Annotated in this window: 22 protein-coding genes and 1 tRNA gene; 11 read left to right on the top strand and 12 right to left on the bottom strand. The window is 61.8% G+C overall.

Features of this window, described 5'->3' with window-relative positions; all coding sequences use genetic code 11:
* Nucleotides 1-69: 69 nt before the first annotated feature.
* A complete protein-coding gene (phbB, locus tag KG088_RS05215; RefSeq protein ID WP_213824448.1) occupies nt 70-816 on the bottom strand; it encodes an acetoacetyl-CoA reductase in 747 nt (248 codons plus the stop codon).
* Between the two features lie 196 nt (nt 817-1,012).
* Here phbB and KG088_RS05210 point away from each other — a divergent pair.
* Nucleotides 1,013-1,089: transfer RNA gene (locus tag KG088_RS05210), tRNA-Met, on the top strand.
* 157 nt (nt 1,090-1,246) lie between these two features.
* Here KG088_RS05210 and KG088_RS05205 read toward each other — a convergent pair.
* The 6 genes from KG088_RS05205 to KG088_RS05180 all read right to left on the bottom strand — a co-directional run bounded on the left by KG088_RS05205 (nt 1,247) and on the right by KG088_RS05180 (nt 6,198).
* The gene (locus tag KG088_RS05205; RefSeq protein ID WP_319941388.1) at nt 1,247-1,582 is read right to left on the bottom strand and encodes a hypothetical protein; all 336 of its coding nucleotides are present in this window, start codon (nt 1,580-1,582) and stop codon (nt 1,247-1,249) included.
* A gap of 193 nt (nt 1,583-1,775) precedes the next feature.
* The gene (locus KG088_RS05200) at nt 1,776-2,444 is read right to left on the bottom strand and encodes an amino acid ABC transporter permease (protein ID WP_213824447.1); all 669 of its coding nucleotides are present in this window, start codon (nt 2,442-2,444) and stop codon (nt 1,776-1,778) included.
* Nucleotides 2,445-2,447: 3 nt separating this feature from the next.
* Nucleotides 2,448-3,188 (bottom strand): amino acid ABC transporter ATP-binding protein, encoded by a 741-nt coding sequence (locus KG088_RS05195; RefSeq protein WP_250148085.1) that lies wholly within the window; start codon nt 3,186-3,188, stop codon nt 2,448-2,450.
* 19 nt (nt 3,189-3,207) lie between these two features.
* Complete coding sequence (locus KG088_RS05190; RefSeq protein WP_213824446.1) at nt 3,208-3,876, bottom strand: amino acid ABC transporter permease; 669 nt, start codon at nt 3,874-3,876, stop codon at nt 3,208-3,210.
* Between the two features lie 62 nt (nt 3,877-3,938).
* Nucleotides 3,939-4,796, bottom strand: coding sequence for an ABC transporter substrate-binding protein (locus KG088_RS05185; protein WP_213824445.1), 858 nt, complete (start codon nt 4,794-4,796; stop codon nt 3,939-3,941).
* Nucleotides 4,797-5,424: 628 nt separating this feature from the next.
* Nucleotides 5,425-6,198 carry a DUF3750 domain-containing protein gene (locus KG088_RS05180; protein ID WP_213824444.1) on the bottom strand — a complete coding sequence of 258 codons (774 nt, stop codon included), beginning with the start codon at nt 6,196-6,198 and terminating at the stop codon, nt 5,425-5,427.
* 81 nt (nt 6,199-6,279) lie between these two features.
* Here KG088_RS05180 and KG088_RS05175 point away from each other — a divergent pair, with 81 nt between their 5' ends.
* Nucleotides 6,280-7,215: a co-chaperone YbbN gene (locus KG088_RS05175; RefSeq protein ID WP_213824443.1), complete on the top strand. Its 936-nt coding sequence runs from the start codon at nt 6,280-6,282 to the stop codon at nt 7,213-7,215.
* Nucleotides 7,216-7,282: 67 nt separating this feature from the next.
* Here KG088_RS05175 and KG088_RS05170 read toward each other — a convergent pair whose 3' ends face one another.
* Nucleotides 7,283-8,458, bottom strand: a complete 1,176-nt coding sequence (locus KG088_RS05170; protein ID WP_213824442.1) for a MalY/PatB family protein — start codon at nt 8,456-8,458, stop codon at nt 7,283-7,285.
* Between the two features lie 42 nt (nt 8,459-8,500).
* Here KG088_RS05170 and KG088_RS05165 point away from each other — a divergent pair, with 42 nt between their 5' ends.
* The 6 genes from KG088_RS05165 (at nt 8,501) to KG088_RS05140 (ending at nt 11,376) form a co-directional block, all read left to right on the top strand.
* A complete protein-coding gene (locus KG088_RS05165; protein ID WP_213824590.1) occupies nt 8,501-8,935 on the top strand; it encodes a hypothetical protein in 435 nt (144 codons plus the stop codon).
* A 64-nt stretch (nt 8,936-8,999) separates the two neighbouring features.
* Complete coding sequence (locus KG088_RS05160; RefSeq protein ID WP_213824441.1) at nt 9,000-9,407, top strand: acyl-CoA thioesterase; 408 nt, start codon at nt 9,000-9,002, stop codon at nt 9,405-9,407.
* The gene (gene ybaK, locus KG088_RS05155) at nt 9,404-9,874 is read left to right on the top strand and encodes a Cys-tRNA(Pro) deacylase (protein WP_213824440.1); all 471 of its coding nucleotides are present in this window, start codon (nt 9,404-9,406) and stop codon (nt 9,872-9,874) included. Before KG088_RS05160 ends, ybaK begins: the two co-directional genes overlap by 4 nt.
* 70 nt (nt 9,875-9,944) lie before the next feature.
* Complete coding sequence (locus KG088_RS05150) at nt 9,945-10,271, top strand: hypothetical protein (protein WP_213824439.1); 327 nt, start codon at nt 9,945-9,947, stop codon at nt 10,269-10,271.
* Entirely contained in the window at nt 10,243-10,764 is a 522-nt protein-coding gene (locus KG088_RS05145; protein ID WP_213824438.1) for a DUF501 domain-containing protein, read from the top strand. Before KG088_RS05150 ends, KG088_RS05145 begins: the two co-directional genes overlap by 29 nt.
* Nucleotides 10,765-10,821: 57 nt before the next feature.
* Nucleotides 10,822-11,376 (top strand): LOG family protein, encoded by a 555-nt coding sequence (locus KG088_RS05140; RefSeq protein WP_213824437.1) that lies wholly within the window; start codon nt 10,822-10,824, stop codon nt 11,374-11,376.
* 16 nt (nt 11,377-11,392) lie between these two features.
* Here KG088_RS05140 and KG088_RS05135 read toward each other — a convergent pair whose 3' ends face one another.
* Both KG088_RS05135 and KG088_RS05130 read right to left on the bottom strand, forming a co-directional pair.
* Entirely contained in the window at nt 11,393-11,893 is a 501-nt protein-coding gene (locus tag KG088_RS05135) for a hypothetical protein (RefSeq protein WP_213824436.1), read from the bottom strand.
* Nucleotides 11,894-11,971: 78 nt separating this feature from the next.
* Complete coding sequence (locus tag KG088_RS05130) at nt 11,972-12,487, bottom strand: tetratricopeptide repeat protein (protein ID WP_213824435.1); 516 nt, start codon at nt 12,485-12,487, stop codon at nt 11,972-11,974.
* A 225-nt stretch (nt 12,488-12,712) separates the two neighbouring features.
* Here KG088_RS05130 and KG088_RS05125 point away from each other — a divergent pair, with 225 nt between their 5' ends.
* Entirely contained in the window at nt 12,713-13,744 is a 1,032-nt protein-coding gene (locus KG088_RS05125) for an NADP(H)-dependent aldo-keto reductase (RefSeq protein ID WP_213824434.1), read from the top strand.
* Nucleotides 13,745-13,839: 95 nt separating this feature from the next.
* The gene (gene yaaA / locus KG088_RS05120; protein WP_213824433.1) at nt 13,840-14,619 is read left to right on the top strand and encodes a peroxide stress protein YaaA; all 780 of its coding nucleotides are present in this window, start codon (nt 13,840-13,842) and stop codon (nt 14,617-14,619) included.
* Between the two features lie 24 nt (nt 14,620-14,643).
* On the opposite strand, the gene KG088_RS05115 is transcribed toward yaaA, so the two are convergent.
* Nucleotides 14,644-15,216, bottom strand: coding sequence for an isochorismatase family protein (locus KG088_RS05115; protein WP_213824432.1), 573 nt, complete (start codon nt 15,214-15,216; stop codon nt 14,644-14,646).
* A 101-nt stretch (nt 15,217-15,317) separates the two neighbouring features.
* On the opposite strand from KG088_RS05115, the gene KG088_RS05110 reads away from it, so the two are divergent.
* A complete protein-coding gene (locus tag KG088_RS05110) occupies nt 15,318-16,115 on the top strand; it encodes a Tim44 domain-containing protein (RefSeq protein WP_213824431.1) in 798 nt (265 codons plus the stop codon).
* A gap of 107 nt (nt 16,116-16,222) precedes the next feature.
* Here the strand turns inward: KG088_RS05110 and KG088_RS05105 are convergent, their stop codons facing one another.
* The gene (locus KG088_RS05105) at nt 16,223-16,411 is read right to left on the bottom strand and encodes a hypothetical protein (RefSeq protein WP_213824430.1); all 189 of its coding nucleotides are present in this window, start codon (nt 16,409-16,411) and stop codon (nt 16,223-16,225) included.
* Between the last annotated feature and the right edge of the window lie 190 nt (nt 16,412-16,601).

Here is a 16,601-nt window from a genome sequence, read left to right as displayed (position 1 = left end):
GTTCTTGTTGCGTGGCGTCTCTAGCGCTGCCGGGATCACCGGCAGCACTAGAGCCTGACAAGCGAACGATCAGCCCATGAACTGTCCACCGTTGATGTCGATATTGGCTCCGGTAATGAAGCCCGACTGCTTGTCGGCCAGGAACGTGACCAAACGACCAATTTCTTCTGGCGTGCCGTAACGCTTGACCGGAATGGTCTCGCGAATCGCTTCACGCACCTTCTCGGGAATATTATTGATCATGTCAGTTGCGATATAGCCGGGTGAAACCGTGTTCACGGTAATACCCTTGGTGGCCGTCTCCTGTGCCAGCGACATGGTCAGACCATGCATGCCCGCCTTGGCGGCCGCATAGTTGACCTGCCCGAACTGCCCCTTTCGGCCGTTGATCGAGGAGATATTGATGATGCGACCATAGCCGTTCTCGAGCATGCCCTCGATCACGCTTCTGCAAGTATTGAAAACACTATTGAGGTTGGTATCGATGACCTCGTGCCACTGTTCAGAGGTCATCTTCTTCATGGTGCCGTCCCGGGTGATGCCGGCGCAGTTCACCAACACGCTAATGGGGCCATGAGCATCGCTGATCTCCTTGACCCCCGCAACGCAGTCGTCGTAGCTGGTGAGGTCGATACCAGACAGCGCGATGTTGTCATAACCATCGGCTTTCTGGGTTTCCAGCCATTTCTTGGCTTTTTCGGGGTTGTGATACCCCGCAACCACCTGGTAGCCATCGGCAGCCAGCGAGCGGCAGATTGCGGAGCCGATACCTCCGGTACCTCCGGTGACCCATGCGACGGGTGCTTGGTTGGTCATTGACTACCTCCCTGATTCGAATGACACATATTCGCCCGAATAGCATCGGGACGAGTCAGTGTTGTTGTGTCGATTGCCGAATTCGTGACAACCGACATCAGTATGGACCACGAAATGCATTATGGACGAGCGTTTGAAGTCTCCGAGTCTTCTCTTGACCTTGGGAGCAAGACCTGTACAATATGCCTCACGTTGATGCGGGGTGGAGCAGTCTGGTAGCTCGTCGGGCTCATAACCCGAAGGTCATCGGTTCAAATCCGGTCCCCGCTACCAATATTTCAAGAGGCAGATCAGTGACTTACCGATCTGCCTCTTTTTCGTTGCCTGCTCGAAAATCCGGATCTGACACCACTGTGACACTCTTGTGCCCAACCACCGGATTTGTACACGTGAAGACCTTCATGCAGGTGGTGACGACGACACAACCTGTTTAACTGGGCGGATCAACCTGCTGCTGACGCCACCACTCGGCGTAGCTGCTGTTGCATGGGTGCTTACCAGTTTCGTCCGGGACCCCGTCGTCCCACCACACCGGGCCGCGCTCACCGAGGGCGATCTTGGCGGCATCCACCGCCTGACGGGCCTCGCGCAGGGCAACCTCGTCGGCAGCGTGCTTCACTGCACGGCGGGCTTTCATCAGCGTCTTGACCCGCTCACGGCGGGCAGTTTCATCCAGCCGGGGGTCGGTCTTGCGCCAAAGTTTTTCCTTGGCGATGAAGTATCGGCCATCCGGCGTTTCGGGATAGTGTTTGCGCAGCTTGTTCACAGCGCCTCCAGCTGCCAGCAGTGGGCGATATTGACTCTGCCTCGGGGTGGTTACGTGCGCCGTAGGCGGCATGCGAGACAGGCACCCAGCGGTAGCAACACCCAGCTGTGGCAGGCACTTGTTACCGCAATCAAACATCTAACGGTGTAATCGCGTCCTGGGTAATCGGTTTCATGTGACCCGACACTTACCTTCATACATTTGTCACTCCGGGCACGTAGGTGCGCCGCTCGAGGAGCCCCAACAGGCTCGCCACCGTGGAGGTGAGCACGAGATAGATAATCCCCGCCCAAAGGAAGACCAGGAAGAAATCCAGGGTGCGCGACCCGACGTCCGATGCGATGGCAGTGATCTCCACCACGCCGATGGTATAAGCGATAGAGGTGAACTTGAGCTCGATGATCGCCTCGTTGGACCACTGGGGAATCACGCGGCGAAGCGCCTGGGGCAGCATGATGTGGCGAATTGCCTGCCACTGGGTCATGCCGCAGGACCGCGCCGCTACCAGCTGCCCCTTGGGCACCGACAGCACCGAGCCACGAAAGTACTCCGCTTGGTAGGCGGCGCTGTTGAGAGTGATGGCGATCACCGCCGCAGTGAAGGCGTCGAAGACGATGCCCACGTGGGGCAGCCCCAAGTAGATGAAAAACATCTGCACCAGCATTGGCGTGCCGCGAAACAGTTCCACGTAGACGGTGCTGATCCAGTAGAAGAGCCGATTGCCATAGACCCTGGCCCAGCAAAGCACTAGCCCCAGGAAGAAACCCAGGGTGATGGCGATCACCCACAGCGACAGCGTGACCGGCACGCCCTTGAGAAGCTCGGGCAGCCACTCGATGCCGAACTCAATGAATTCCCGCATGGCTCACCCGTGCTCCGCGATAACGTTGAGAAATGCCCGGGTCCGCTCGTGCGTGGACTCGGTGAACATGGTCTCCGGCGGCCCCTGCTCGACGATGTACCCGTTTTCCATGAAGATGATCTCGTCGGCGGCCTGGCGGGCGAAGCTCATCTCGTGGGTTACCACCACCATGGTCATGCCTTCGAGGGCCAGTTGCTGCATTACCCTCACCACCTCGCCGGTCAATTCCGGGTCCAGCGCCGAGGTGGGCTCGTCGAACAGCAGCACGTCAGGGTCCATGGCCAGGGCCCGTGCGATGGAAACGCGCTGCTGCTGACCGCCGGAAAGCTCGGCCGGGTAGGCAGCCGCCTTGTCACCAAGGCCCACCCGTTCCAGCTCGCGATGCGCACGCTGGGTAGCGGCTGCCTTGTCCGTGCCGTTGACTTTCATCTGGCAGATGCGCACGTTGTCGAGCACCGTCAGGTGAGAGAAGAGGTTGAAGTCCTGGAAGACGAAGCCCATACGTGCCCGCATGGTATCAATGTTGGTGTTCAGCACCTCCTTGCCGTTGAGGTAGATGCGTCCAGCATCCGGCACGGTGAGGTGATTGATACAGCGCAGCAGGGTACTCTTGCCCGATCCGGAAGGGCCGATCAGCACCTTGGTTTCACCCTTTCTCAGGCTGAAACCGATGCCCTTGAGCACCTCCAGGCCATCGTAGGCTTTCCTCACGTCCTGCACGTCCAGAATCAGATCGTCGGCCATTATCCGCGTTCCTCTCGCATCATTTTTCGAAGCCCGGCACGGCCAGCTTGCGTTCAAGGGCATACAGCAGGCTATTGCCTGTGCGATTGAGGATGAAATACAGCAGCGCCACTACGGCGAACACGGTCAGCACATTGCCCTGGGTACTGGTGATGATGTAATGCGCCTGGCGGGTCAGCTCGACCACTCCGATGACATAGGCCAGGGAGGTCTCCTTGATCTCCGAAGAAAATTCGTTGGTCCAAGGGCCGATGGCATGTCGCCCTGCCTGGGGAAAGACGATATGGCGGATCGCCTTGATCTTGGACATACCCATAGCCCGGGCAGCCATCATCTGCCCGGCAGGTACCGACTGGAAGGCGCTGCGAAAGATCTGCGACTGGTAGGCCGCCGAGCGCAGCCCCATGGCCAAGACCGCAGCACCGAAGGCCGAGATGTCGAACACACCCGACATGCCATAAAAGAAGATAAACAGCATGATGATGATCGGCACGCCCCGAAAGACACGCTCGTAGAGCACCAGCGGCCACTGCACCAGCCGGGACTTGGGACCATAGAGTTGCACCAGGCAGATGCCCAAGCCCAGCACGAAACCGATCACCAGCAGGGCGGCCAACAGCACGATGGCCACTCCCAGCCCCTTCAGCAGGAAGGGAAAATCGCGTAGCAATACGTCGTAGATATCCATGCCGGCTTCCCTAACGTGACGGGCGCCTTCCCTGCCAGGAAGGCGCCCGTCCTCACAGCGACTTAGTCGTTACCGAGCTCGGGAAGACCGGCCACCGGCTTCTGGTAGGTGTCGACGAAATCGGGCATGTGTCCCGGGATCGAGGGTACGGAGACGCCGGGGATGTACTCCTCGACGATCTTGCCCCACTCACCGGAATCGTAGATGGCCAGGATGCCCTGGTTAAGGTCGCCCAGAATCTCCTGGGGATCGTCCTTGGACACAGCGAGCGCCAGCGGCGCCCGGATATAGATCTTGCCGGCCATCTTTATAGGCCTGCCGGCGTTGATGTACTCCTGAGCGGAGGTGTCGTCGACGATGACCGAGGAGATCCGACCGATCGCCATGTCGTCGACCGCGGTGACGTAGTTGTCGTACTTGGCCAACTCGACGTCGATGTCGCTGGAATTCACCACGTTCTCTTCCATCCAGGCCTGCTGGGAGGAGCCGCCCTGAACGCCGACGCGGGCCCCGCAGCACACGGCGGTGAAGACGTTGAGATCGGAATCCTCGGGTACCAGCACTACATCGTTGGTTTCCCACCAGGGGATGGTGAAGTCGATGTTCTCGCTGCGCTGTTCGGTGACGGTGAGACCGGTGGCAAGGATATCGATCTTCTCTGCCGCGAGCGCCGGGATCAGCGATGGGAACGGCATGTCCTGGAACTCGATCTCGATACCGGCTTCCTCAGCGATCGCCTCCATGGCATCGATGGCGATCCCCTTGAATTCTCCCCCCTCCACATAAGCCCAAGGCGGGAAAGAGGCCTCGACGCCGACCGTGTAGGGGTCTTGTGCGAAGGCGGTCGTGGCCAGTCCGCTGCCGATGACCATGGTCCCCATCAGGGCGGCAGGCAGGAGCGATGCTTTTATGACTTTCATGTTCATCTCGCGTGTTGGTGAGGTTTGTTATTCCGCCAATTCAATATGAGTGTGTCGTTTCACGGCTGTCAAATCGGCAGGAAGCTTTATTCCGCTGAAGCTTTATTCCGCTATTGGCGGCAGCCGTCAGGTCAAGCTCGTCGGGCTGCGGCCTGTGGTGTCGCCTAGGTCTCGGTGGTCAGCATTCTGATGGCACTACCGTGGCTCCCCGGAGACGTTTGGTCGGTCGACCAGCTCTGCGCCGTCATGACCCCGGTGCTGGCCTATGCGGGTTTGGCCCTGTCGACATTCGGCACCCTGATGAATTAGGCAGGTTGATGCTTGGCACATCACGTAATCGGGCCACCCGACTGGGTGGCCCGTGATCTACGTTTCGCTTTGACTGATGCCCAGCCGCGCCATATCAGGGCTGGGTTCAACCACTCGAACTGCTCTCGACGTAGTTAATCACATCCCGCCGCGCCGGCGTTGCTCGACAGGTTTTTACGGCTACAATAATAATTTATTAGATTTCGGATATAAGGCGATAAAGCCGTAATCTACTTTCAGGACGATTTGTCAGGTGTCGTGAGGCCCGATGCCTAACAGGCATGATTCGCAATGGTAAGTCACCTTGCCGGGCTCCTGCTTACTCTTTCGTTTGCAGCCCCGAGATCATCGCTGCCATGCCCAGCCGGCCGATACCCGGCAATTTCAGCGCTGGGCGTTGCACATCGATGCCCAGCGAGAGACCCAGAAGATTGATTTCCACTCCCTCGCCTCGCCCCAACGTCAGGCCCAGCACGCCACCCAGCGACGCCGTCCATCCACTCCCGCCCGGTGCCGGTGCCAGGACCCCATCCAACAGGTAATCCTTGCCCACGGCGGTCACCGGCAGCACGGCCTCGAAACCGTCCACTTCGCGCAACACCCACGCCGTGAAGCTGTTACTGTTGGGGCCCGGCCAGGCGCGATACTGCGAGGGTGCGGGATAAGCCGCAACGGCCGCCTCGATCTCGTCGATCAATGCTGCGGCCGCGTCGCCACGATAATCGGCGAGCAGCACCGGAGCATTGCCATACCAGGCGCGATCCGGTGATGCCGTGGTCTGGGAGACCAGGGCGGGGCGGCGCCAGCTCAGTAGATGATGCAGCCGATAGGCCTCGCCACCGGCGGCCCGGGTGACAATCCAGGTATGTACGCCGAAGGCGCCTCTCCACCCCCAGGTGCGCGCCGCATAAACCTGGACCACCGCCCTGGCGCCTTCCTCGACGCCGGGAGCCAGACCTGCCGGCTCCCGGTCTGCCGAGGCCCAGTGACCGCCGCCTTCCACGCGCTCGGTGGCAAGCATCCACAATGGCCCCGCCAGCAACAGGGCGATCAATATCCCCAGGCTCGCCATCAGACGCAGGAATCGCTCCATCGAGGCCATGCCTCCCCTTGAAGTTGCGGTCGATCACCCGCATCTGTGGGGTGAATTCACTCTGACTCAAGGCCATAGCCCATGTCCATCGTCGACCCCCGTACCGGCGAGCCACTGACCGCCGACACCACTTCCGGCGACAGCCCCGCTTCGAGCCAGGGCCGGGAAGACATCGAGCTAATCCTCGATGTCGACCGCAGCAATATCCAGCAGCTGCTCGAGACCTCCATGCAGGTTCCGGTGCTTCTCGACTGCTATCGACCCGGCGATGAAGGCAGCCAACGCCTGACACCCTTGCTCGAAAAGCTGACGCGTGAATATGGCGGCGCCTTCCTGCTGGCCAAGCTCGACATCGATGCCAATCAGGAGATTGCCGCTCAGCTGGGCGTGCAATCGGTGCCGGACGTCAAGCTGGTCAGTCAGGGCGGGCTGGTTGATCACTTCCAGGGCGCCCTGCCGGAAAAGCAGGTCCGCGAGTGGCTGAGCCGCTACTTTCCGGCCCCCGAGGAAGTTCCGGCCAGCCCCGAGGAACAGGCCGCCGAAGCCTTGGCCGCTGGTGACGCCGCCACAGCGCGCGCACTCTATGAGCAGCTGGTTCAGGAAAACCCCCAGCACACGCCCTATCAGGTCAACTTGGCAAGCGCCTCGGTCGCCGATGGCAAGACGGCGGATGCGCTGACGATTCTCGACAACCTGCCACCGGAAGAGCGCGACGCCGCCCCGGCACGTGGCGTGCGCGCTCGTATCCAGTTCGGCGAACAGGCCCCCTCGGCGGAGGAGCTTGCCGCCCTTGAAGGGCGTGACGACAGCGAAGCTCATTACTTGCGAGCCCTGCGGCAGATCGCCGATGGTGACTATGAGGACGGCGTGGAGGCGCTGCTGGCGCTGATGAAGCGTGATAGACAGTATGGCGAGGACGCCGCTCGCCAGACGCTGCTGCGGGTCTTCGATGCTCTGGGCGCCGATCACCCGCTGACGGTCACCTACCGCCGACGCCTGTTCGCCCTACTTTACTGAGCGACTTTCTTGTACCGCTTTATTGAGCGGCGTTCGCTGTTCGCGCCCTGAAGACTGGCTTACACACTCAGCCCTTCAAGACGTCATCGAGGCGGCCCAATGCCGCTTCGAGCTGGCTCGCCGTGGTGCCGAAATTGAGCCGAGCGAAGCCGGGACAGCCAAAATCGGCACCCTCGGAGAGTGCCACGCCGGTACGTTCCAGTAACGCCTTGGCCGGTGGCCCTGCTTCTTGGAGCTCACGGGCCTCGCGAAGGTCCAGCCAGGCCAGATAGGTCGATTCGGGGACGCTCATCGCGACGCCCGGCCAGTGTGCCACGCGTGAGACCAACCTCTGGCGGTGATCGCGCAGCACCTCGAGCAAGGCCCGGCGCCACGGGTCTCCCTGGGCATAGGCCGCCTCGGCGGCCACCAACCCCAGCACATTGGCATCCGGCTGCAACCCCTTGGCCATGCCGGCGAAGCGTCGACGCAGCTTGGCATCGGGGATGACCGCGCAGGCGGTGGTCAACCCCGCCAGGTTGAAGGTCTTCGAGGGTGCCCACAGCGTCAGCGTGCGTGCCGCCAGCTCGGGGAATGCCACCGCCAGCGGCGTGTGACGGGCGCCCTCATCGAGCAGCAGGTCACAGTGCAGCTCATCTGAGACCACCAGCAGATCGTGGCGCCGGACCAGTGAGGCAAGGCCGGAAAGCTCCTCTGACGACCAGATCCTGCCAGTGGGGTTGTGCGGCTGGCACCACAGCAGCAGGCGTGTCTCGGGGGTGATCGCCGCCTCCAGCGCCTCGATATCCAGTCGCCAAGGGCCACCGGGGCGATCAGGGGCACGCATCGCCGCCTGCTGGGCAAGTCGCCCGGTCCGCTCGGCCACGCGCAGGAAAGGAGGATAGATGGGCGTCACGGTGAGCACGCCCGCGCCCGGCTCGGTCAACGCCAGGCTCGCCAGATGCAGCGCCGGCACCACGCCCGGTAGCCAGAGCTGCCATTCGGGCTCAATGGCCCAACCGTAGTGCTCGACACTCCAGTCACAGAGGGTCTCGCGCAGTGAGTCGGGTACCCCACCATAACCAAAGACCCCGTGGTCGACCCGCGCTCGGAGGGCCTCGATGACCTCGGGTGGCGACACAAAGTCCATGTCGGCGACCCAAAGCGGCAGGACATCGTCGGCATGTCGATGCCATTTTTGGGAGGGCCAGTGGCCATTGGAGGGGTGGCGACGCTCCACCGGCGTGGCAAAATCATACTTCATGCAAGTTCCTCGACTCAGGAAAGTCATCAGATGAACGAGACCATGCCGCATGACGGCTTCTATGCCAAGGTGCGCCGCGGCTTACCAGCACTGATCGGCCAATGGCGCCGACTCGGTCAGGGCGATGAGGACCGCCTGGCGCTGCTGCTCGCCGAGACCGCCCGGGTGGCGAAGCTCGGCGAGCCCGAGGCTACCCCCGATGGCGAAACGCTGGTCGACTGGAGCGCCCCTGAGGCCGGTGACGCCATTCCGCTCTGGGCGCCGCGCACCGCCACGTTCCTGCTGGTGCAGATGCCGGCTCGGCCTGTACCCCACAACGACGACGAGGCCTGCGCCTGGGCCTACTGCTGGCTGCGCAACCGTGCGTTCGATACCTGCGCCGACGCTGAACGTGCCTTGCCCGAGCATCTACGCGAGCCGCTGGCGGCGGCCCTCAAGGCCGCCTGGAGGGATCGCCAGGGCTTGCGTCTGGTATAACCTCTAGACACGCGCGGGTCGGGGCACCTTGGCTACCGGCTTCTACCATAAGGAACCCTCGCTGATGTTCGTCCGCACCATCGAACCTGCCTTCTACGACACCGACGCGCTGGGCCACGTCAACAACACACGGTTGCCAGCCTGGTTCGAGCTGGCGCGCAACGATCTCTTCCGGTTGTTTACGCCCGACCTCGACCCCCGCCAGTGGCGCCTGATCATGGCGCGAATGGAGGTCGACTACCGCGCCGAACTGCACTACGGCCAGGAAATCGAGATCCGTACCTATCTCTCGCGCCTGGGTAAAAGCTCCTTCACCGTGACCCAGGAAGCGCGCCAGAATGGCCAATTGACCAACGTAGGCCACACGGTCTTGGTGCATTTCGATCACCAGACCAAGCGCGCCGTCCCGATCGAGGGCGCCTTGCGCGACGCCCTCGCGGCCCATCTGCAATGCGCCCCGGAGGAGGCGTGACCCCTGCGGTCAAGGCGCTCGAGAAGGCTAACATCGCCTTCTCGCTGGCGACCTACGATCACGACCCGCGCAGCCCGGCCTTCGGTGAGGAAGCCGCCCGCAGGCTGGGCTTGTCTGTCGATGAGGTATTCAAGACCCTGATGGCCAGGCTCGACGATGGCCGCCTGGTGGTCGCCATCGTCCCCGTATCCGGCCAACTCGATCTGAAGGCCCTGGCGCGGGCCGCCGGCGCACGCAAGGCCGACATGGCCGAGCCAAGCGAGGCCGAGCGCGCCACCGGTTATATGTTGGGCGGCATCAGCCCGCTAGGTCAGAAGAAACGCTTGGCCAGTTTCCTGGACGTCACCGCCGAGATACATGCCGCCATTTATGTCAGCGGTGGACGCCGTGGCCTGGAAATATGCCTGGCGCCCCACGACCTGATGCGCATTACCGGGGCGCAGCTGGCCGAGCTGGCGCGCTGCTGAGCCGAACGTGGATGATCGCTGTCTGAGCGTAACCCCGGCATCACCGAACCACCCACCACAGGAGCCGGTCATGGCCATTCGTTACGATCTCTGGCTAGACCCCGACAATATCGCTCGCCATCGCGCCGTGGAGGCAGACCTGATGCGCTACTTCATGGAGCGCTTCGCCGACTATCCCCACATCCGCTTGTTTGGCGCCGACCCTTACGATTATGATGCGCCGTTCAATCGCCTCTATGACGTACTGATGGCCAGGGCGGGAGAATACTGCGAGCGCGAATGGCGCTACGCCCCCAGCCCCGAGCAGCTAAATCGCGCCTTCTTCCTGGCCGTCAGCCGATCCAACAAGTTTGTACGAGACCCCGACGATGGTGATCCGCACCGATCAGACTCCTGACAAACACCAGCTGGTCATCATCGCCGCGCAGCTGGGCCGCTCGCCCCGCGGCATCGACGCCGTCTCGGCCACTGATGGCGAGGGCACACCGCTGGTGCTGCGTATGGCTCCGATCGTCGACGGCAAGCCCTTCCCAACGCTCTACTGGTTGAGTTCGGAACGGTTGAAGGTCGAAATCTCGCACATCGAGGCCGCGGGCGTAATCAAGCAGCTAGAGACCCGCCTGCAGGAAGACGCCGATTTCCTCAGCGCCTATCACGCCAGCCACCGCGACTATGTCGAGGCGCGCTGGCGGCAGATGAGCGCGGCACAGCAGGCCGACGTGCAACGGCTGGGTTACCAGACAGTGCTCAGGGAGCGCGGCATCGGCGGTATCGGCAACTGGGATCAGGTGCGTTGCCTGCACACGCAATATGCCCACCACCTCTGTGGCAACAATGTCATCGGTCAATGGCTGGATGCCGAGTATGGCATCGCCGATAGCCTGCCGTGAGAACGCCCCGCCCCTGTCTTGGCGGCAACGATAGGGGCTCCTGCCGAGGAGGAGAAGATGTCGAGGTTCTGTATTTATCTGGGCTCGCGCGACGGTCGTAATCCGCAATTCGCCGAGGCCGCCGGCCGGCTGGGCACCGAACTGGCTCGCCGTGGCCATGGTCTGGTTTACGGAGGGGCGCGCGTTGGCCTCATGGGCACGCTGGCCGATGCCGTCATGGCCGCCGGTGGCGAGGCGGTCGGCGTCATGCCCGATCATCTCGTGGAACGCGAACAGGCGCACAGAGGGCTCACCGAGCTGATCCGGGTGCGCAACATGCATGAGCGCAAGGCGCGCATGGCGGCCCATGCCGATGCATTCATCATGTTACCGGGGGGAATCGGCACCCTTGAAGAGTTTTTCGAGACCTGGACCTGGCACTATCTCGGCCTGCACGACAAGCCCATCGGCGTGCTCGATACCGAGGGCTTCTATGCACCGCTGCTGGCCTTTCTCGATAATACCGTGGAACACGGCTTTCTCAACGGCCGCACGCGTGCCGAGTTGTTTGACGCCGGTGAGCCAGCGTCCTTATTGGACGCGCTTGAGGCGCGGCTATCGGCAAGTGACTAGGAGTGGCGGGAGAGATTCAATTAGCGCGGGTCAGCTCACGCGTACGCTGAAAGGTAAGCTGCAACAGGCGGGCATCTTCGCCCGCTCTGTGCCGATGGATGCCACGCTCGAGGATCATGGTTTCCTTGATGGTGCTCCAGAGCGCTTGCTGGTCTTCGCTCATCAATTTGCGCAGCGCCTCGAGTCGAAAAGACGGCAACATGCCGGCATGATGAAACAGTAGCGATAGCCAAGTGTTGTCATAACCCCAGCTATCACTGTAAGCAATGCCGATCTCACCGAGTTCATCGTTGAGCCACCGGGCTACCTGCCTGACCGGGAAGCCTTCTCGCATCAACCGATCGCGGCTAATTCCGTGCAGCAATTCTGCCTTGGGGTCCCAGTGGGTCCATTCATCAAGCGGTTGCACGAGAAAGGCGCAGATGCTGCCATCGGACCTTGCCAGGCCGATTTCGATGGGGTAGCTGCCACGCCCAAATCCGGACGCCTCGATATCCAGCAGTGTCGGTAGCGTCACGTGAAGAGGAGTCCTCGGAATGGATGGCGGGTCAATGGCGAACCCGCCTCAGCATGCACAGGCCGGCTGCCCGTGCCGCTAGTGTCGTGTCTCAACCCGACCGCTGTCCAGTGGATTGGCCAGGCCAGCACAGGCGTCCGACAGTTGCTGCCAATACGCTCCACGCGCGGCATCCTCGGGCAACCCGAGCTCACCCTGCTGGTATGCCACTGCCAGCCGCGCGGCGGCCAGGGGATGACCGGCTTCCCCGGCACGGGCGTACCAGGTGACGGCATGGTCATCACGCTGCGGATGGAGCGCACAACCATACTCGTAGATCTGCCCGGCCTGATACTGGGCACGGGGATTCCCGGCGTGGGCCGCTTCGATCACGTAGCGAGCACCACGCGCCTTGTCCTGGGCACTGACGCCACGATGAAACAGCATATGCCCGTATATCGACAGGGCCGCCGGGTGTCCGGCATCGGCGCAACGCTGGAACAAGTGCATGGTCAGTTTTTGAGTGCGCGGCGAGCGAGGAAGCCAGCGGGTATGAAATAACTGTTCCGCTAGGCGGTACTCGAGCCGGGTGAACAGTGAGGATGCCTCAGTCATGGCAAGCAACCCTGGTCCTGTATTACCGGATATGACGACACTCACCACCCTGTGGGTGCTTAATCCGCATGCGGTAGAACTGCCCTGTCGGCCTCCGCCGGGGCAACGGGCCGCAAGCATACGCCCGCGCGGACGCCGACTCAACCCCCCGCATTTGCCGCCCTGGTCGCCCTGCCGCTACCATGCCGACTCCCATTCCAGTGAGCCTTCAAAAGGAAGTGACGGATGCAGATGCGACCGCTTGGCAATACCGGCATCGAGGTCAGCCGCTTGTGCCTCGGCACCATGACCTATGGCGAGCAGAACAGCGAAACTCAGGCCCACGAACAGCTTGACCGTGCCGTGGCCTTTGGCATCAACTTCATCGATACCGCCGAGATGTATCCCGTCCCTCCCAAGGGCGAAACCCAGGGTCGAACGGAGTCTTATATCGGCAGCTGGCTGACGCGTCGCGGCCGCCGTGATGATCTCGTCATCGCCACCAAGGCGGCAGGCCCGGGGCTCGACCACATCCGTGGCGGCTCCTGCCTGACCCGTGAGCATCTTCACCAGGCGATCGATGCCAGCCTCGATCGCCTGCAGACCGATCATGTCGATCTCTACCAGCTTCACTGGCCGGATCGTCGTACCAACTTCTTCGGCAAGCTGGGCTATGTTCATGACGAGCAGGAGGACGCCACCACGCTCGAGGAAACGCTGTCGGCGCTCAAGGAACTGGTCGATGCAGGCAAGGTGCGCGCCATCGGGCTTTCCAATGACACGCCCTGGGGCGTGATGCGCGCCCTGCATCTTGCCGACACTCAGGGGCTGCCGAGGGTGGCGTCGGTTCAGAACCCTTACAATCTGCTCAACCGCAGCTTCGAGGTCGGCCTGGCCGAGATCGCCCATCGCGAGAATGTCGGGCTGCTGGCTTACTCGCCGCTGGCCTTCGGTATGCTCTCAGGCAAGTACCTGGATGGCGCCCGACCGCCCGGCGCGCGGTTGACCCTCTTCGAGCGCTTCCAGCGCTACACCAACCCGCTAGCCGAACAAGCGACCCGCGACTACGTAACGATCGCCCGTGAGCATGGCCTCGACCCGGCGCAGATGGCGCTAGCCTACGTCAATTCGCGCAGTTTCCTGACCAGTAACATTATCGGCGCCACCTCCATGGCGCAGCTGGAGAGCAACCTGGCCAGTGAGTCGCTCACGCTCGACCAGCCGGTACTGGAGGCCATCGAAGCCGTTCACCAGCGCATTCCCAATCCCGCCCCCTGACAGCGCAAGCGACCACGGGCTATCATGCCAATAGCCCGTGGCGGGTGAGCGCCTTGGTATAATCGATTCCACTATTTCCCTGACAGGAGCGCCGCATGCTGAGCGTGATCTCGCCCGCCAAGAAGCTCGACTTCGAGACGCCTGCCACCCAGGCCCTGCACACCCAACCCGACTATCTCGATCGCAGCCGCGAATTGATCGATATCCTGCGCGGCTATTCGCCACAGCGACTCAGCGAGTTGATGGGCATCAGCGACAAACTGGCCGGTCTCAATGCGGCGCGCTATGCCGAGTGGCATACCCCTTTCACCCCCGACAATGCCAAGCCTGCCGCCCAGGCTTTCCGGGGCGATGTCTACGTCGGACTCGAGGCCGAGACCTTCAGTGACTCGGAGAACGCCTTCGCTCAGGACCATCTGCGCATTCTTTCCGGTCTCTATGGCCTGCTTCGCCCGCTGGATCTGATCCAGCCCTACCGCCTGGAGATGGGGACCCGTCTTGAAACTCCCGCCGGTCAGGATCTCTATGCCTTCTGGCGGGAAACGCTTACCGCCGAACTCGATAAGGCAGTCGCGGCAAGCGGCAGCCGTGTGCTGGTCAATCTGGCCTCCAACGAGTATTTCAAGGCGATCGATGCTCAGGCACTCGAGGCCCGGGTGATCACGCCGGTATTCAAGGACGAGAAAAACGGCAAGCTCAAGATCATCAGTTTCTACGCCAAGAAAGCTCGTGGTCTGATGGCCGCCTGGATAATCCGGCAAGGCGTGAACGACCCTGAGGCCCTGAAGGACTTCGACGTGGCCGGTTATCGCTTCAACGCGGCGTTATCGGACGCCGACACCTTGGTCTTCACTCGGGCGGAAGCCGCTAGCTGAAAGGCCTCCCGGGGCGCGAGGAGTTCAGAAGATCAACGTCCGGCCGGCACGTGGCCTGAGAAAGCGACGATGCGCCTGCTTGAAACAAACATTGTCGCAACGATGCAGCCACTCATATGCCACCATGTCGGCGCTCACCGGGACTGCCCCAGCCTGCACCATACGCTCCCGGGCCAGGACGGCTTCAGCGGTACGACGACTGGCCGTGGCCTCGACCAGCCAGAAGACCTCGTAACCCGCCTCCAGCAGGCCTAGCCCGGTTTGCATCACGCAGATATGCGCTTCTGCACCGCACAGCACGATCTGACGTCTCCCGCTCTCGGCCAAGGCCCTGGCGAAGGCCGGCTCGGCGTGAGCATCGAAGTGCACTTTCTGCCATAACCGACATCCCGGCAGAGCCTCCAGCAAATGCGGCTCACACCCTCCCAGGCCCTCCGGGTACTGCTCGGTAACCCACACGGGCACCTCGAGCTCGCCGGCCATGCCGCCCAGCCAGGCGGCCTCGGCTGCGGCCTGTTCACCATGCTCAATCACTCGCATCAGACCCGTCTGCATGTCGACGATCAGCAATAGGCTTTGTTCTCGCATCAGGCGCATTATTGCCCCTTGTATTTATCTCGTGGACAACTGACAGAGTCGCTAGAATAGTGGCGTTAGAGCGCTACTCATGCAATATCATCGCTCAAGGAGATCCTGCGATGCGTCACCTTTTCGTCATGTTGATCGTTGGCTTGCTGGGCTTCGGCTTGGCCGTGGACGACGCCGATGCGCGCCGCTTTGGGGGTGGCAAGAGCTTTGGCACTCAGTCACGCTCGGCAGAACAGCCTGCCAGCCAGACAGCCGTCAACCGCAATGCCCAGACCCGTCCTGCAGGCACCTCCCGGATGGGCGGTATGTTGGGGGGCATGCTGGCAGGAGGGCTGCTCGCGGCCTTGTTCTTCGGAGGCGCCTTCGACGAACTGCGCCTGGTGGATATCCTGCTGATTGCCGGTGTCGCTTTTCTGCTCTTCCGGCTGTTGGCCCGCCGGTCTGCAGTCGCGGCAGGGTCGACGCCGGCCGGGCGACCTCAAGCCTTCCAGACTGACGCTTCGGGGATGACGTCAGACGCCGCCTTTGCGACCGAACCCGACTGGTTCGATCGTGAACGCTTCCTGAGCGGCGCCAAGGAGCATTTCATGACGCTACAGCGAGCCTGGGACAACCATGACCTCAGCGGTATCCAGGAATACGTGACCCCTGAGCTCTACAACCTGCTGCGTGAGGAAAGGGCCAACCAACCCGCCAATAATCGCACCGAGATAATCCGCCTTTTCGCCGAGCTAGGTAACGTGCGTGAGGTCGCTCAGCGAGCCGAGGCGACGGTCATCTTTCATGGCATCCTCGATGAGAACGGGGAGGAGAACGAATTCAACGAGACCTGGCATCTGATCCGCGATCTACGTGACGGCGCACCTTGGTACCTTCAGGGCATCGAACAGAATTCGACCAACGCCTGACCCCATCAGAGCTAGACGCCATTGAGACAGCCCCCATAACCAAGTGAGGCCCGGAGCAGTGTCTTCCCGGGCCTCCGCTGGTTATGGCTTAACGGTGGCAGAAACCATCAATCTTCTGCGGCCTCCTCCATCTCGTCGCCCATCTCTTCCATTTCATCGCCGGTATCTTCCATGGTTTCGTCGATATTCTCGCCGGCTTCTTCGGCAGGACCCTCGTCTTCACAAGCCACCAAACCAGCACCCAGCATACCGATCAACAAGGCCAAGCCCAGCTTGCGCATCATTTCGTTTTTCATCGTCTTCTCCTCCTGAGATCAGAGTGTCCATTAGTCGTACACAGATGAGTTAGCCTAGCTCTTGGCCAGTTCACTTTCCACCCTAGCCTGTAACCATGGACTCTTTTTCTTTCCCGCACACGAGAGCCCCCCAGCATCGCGTGATGCTGGGGGGCCGGGAGAGGTGCCTGACGATGACCTACTCTCGCAT

Origin of the sequence: Halomonas jincaotanensis (assembly GCF_018448785.1) — a bacterium.
GTDB classification, from domain to species: Bacteria; Pseudomonadota; Gammaproteobacteria; order Pseudomonadales; family Halomonadaceae; genus Halomonas; species Halomonas jincaotanensis.
This window is presented reverse-complemented; position numbering and strand designations above follow the sequence as displayed.

Bases quoted from the DNA above. Each gene is read 5' to 3' on its own strand.
- phbB (WP_213824448.1), bottom strand. From the start codon at position 816: ATGACCAACCAAGCACCCGTCGCATGGGTCACCGGAGGTACCGGAGGT.
- KG088_RS05200 (WP_213824447.1), bottom strand. From the start codon at position 2,444: ATGCGGGAATTCATTGAGTTCGGCATCGAGTGGCTGCCCGAGCTTCTC.
- KG088_RS05195 (WP_250148085.1), bottom strand. From the start codon at position 3,188: ATGGCCGACGATCTGATTCTGGACGTGCAGGACGTGAGGAAAGCCTAC.
- KG088_RS05190 (WP_213824446.1), bottom strand. From the start codon at position 3,876: ATGGATATCTACGACGTATTGCTACGCGATTTTCCCTTCCTGCTGAAG.
- KG088_RS05185 (WP_213824445.1), bottom strand. From the start codon at position 4,796: ATGAAAGTCATAAAAGCATCGCTCCTGCCTGCCGCCCTGATGGGGACC.
- KG088_RS05180 (WP_213824444.1), bottom strand. From the start codon at position 6,198: ATGGAGCGATTCCTGCGTCTGATGGCGAGCCTGGGGATATTGATCGCC.
- KG088_RS05175 (WP_213824443.1), top strand. From the start codon at position 6,280: ATGTCCATCGTCGACCCCCGTACCGGCGAGCCACTGACCGCCGACACC.
- KG088_RS05170 (WP_213824442.1), bottom strand. From the start codon at position 8,458: ATGAAGTATGATTTTGCCACGCCGGTGGAGCGTCGCCACCCCTCCAAT.
- KG088_RS05165 (WP_213824590.1), top strand. From the start codon at position 8,501: ATGCCGCATGACGGCTTCTATGCCAAGGTGCGCCGCGGCTTACCAGCA.
- KG088_RS05160 (WP_213824441.1), top strand. From the start codon at position 9,000: ATGTTCGTCCGCACCATCGAACCTGCCTTCTACGACACCGACGCGCTG.
- KG088_RS05150 (WP_213824439.1), top strand. From the start codon at position 9,945: ATGGCCATTCGTTACGATCTCTGGCTAGACCCCGACAATATCGCTCGC.
- KG088_RS05145 (WP_213824438.1), top strand. From the start codon at position 10,243: ATGGTGATCCGCACCGATCAGACTCCTGACAAACACCAGCTGGTCATC.
- KG088_RS05140 (WP_213824437.1), top strand. From the start codon at position 10,822: ATGTCGAGGTTCTGTATTTATCTGGGCTCGCGCGACGGTCGTAATCCG.
- KG088_RS05130 (WP_213824435.1), bottom strand. From the start codon at position 12,487: ATGACTGAGGCATCCTCACTGTTCACCCGGCTCGAGTACCGCCTAGCG.
- KG088_RS05125 (WP_213824434.1), top strand. From the start codon at position 12,713: ATGCAGATGCGACCGCTTGGCAATACCGGCATCGAGGTCAGCCGCTTG.
- yaaA (WP_213824433.1), top strand. From the start codon at position 13,840: ATGCTGAGCGTGATCTCGCCCGCCAAGAAGCTCGACTTCGAGACGCCT.
- KG088_RS05115 (WP_213824432.1), bottom strand. From the start codon at position 15,216: ATGCGCCTGATGCGAGAACAAAGCCTATTGCTGATCGTCGACATGCAG.
- KG088_RS05110 (WP_213824431.1), top strand. From the start codon at position 15,318: ATGCGTCACCTTTTCGTCATGTTGATCGTTGGCTTGCTGGGCTTCGGC.
- KG088_RS05105 (WP_213824430.1), bottom strand. From the start codon at position 16,411: ATGAAAAACGAAATGATGCGCAAGCTGGGCTTGGCCTTGTTGATCGGT.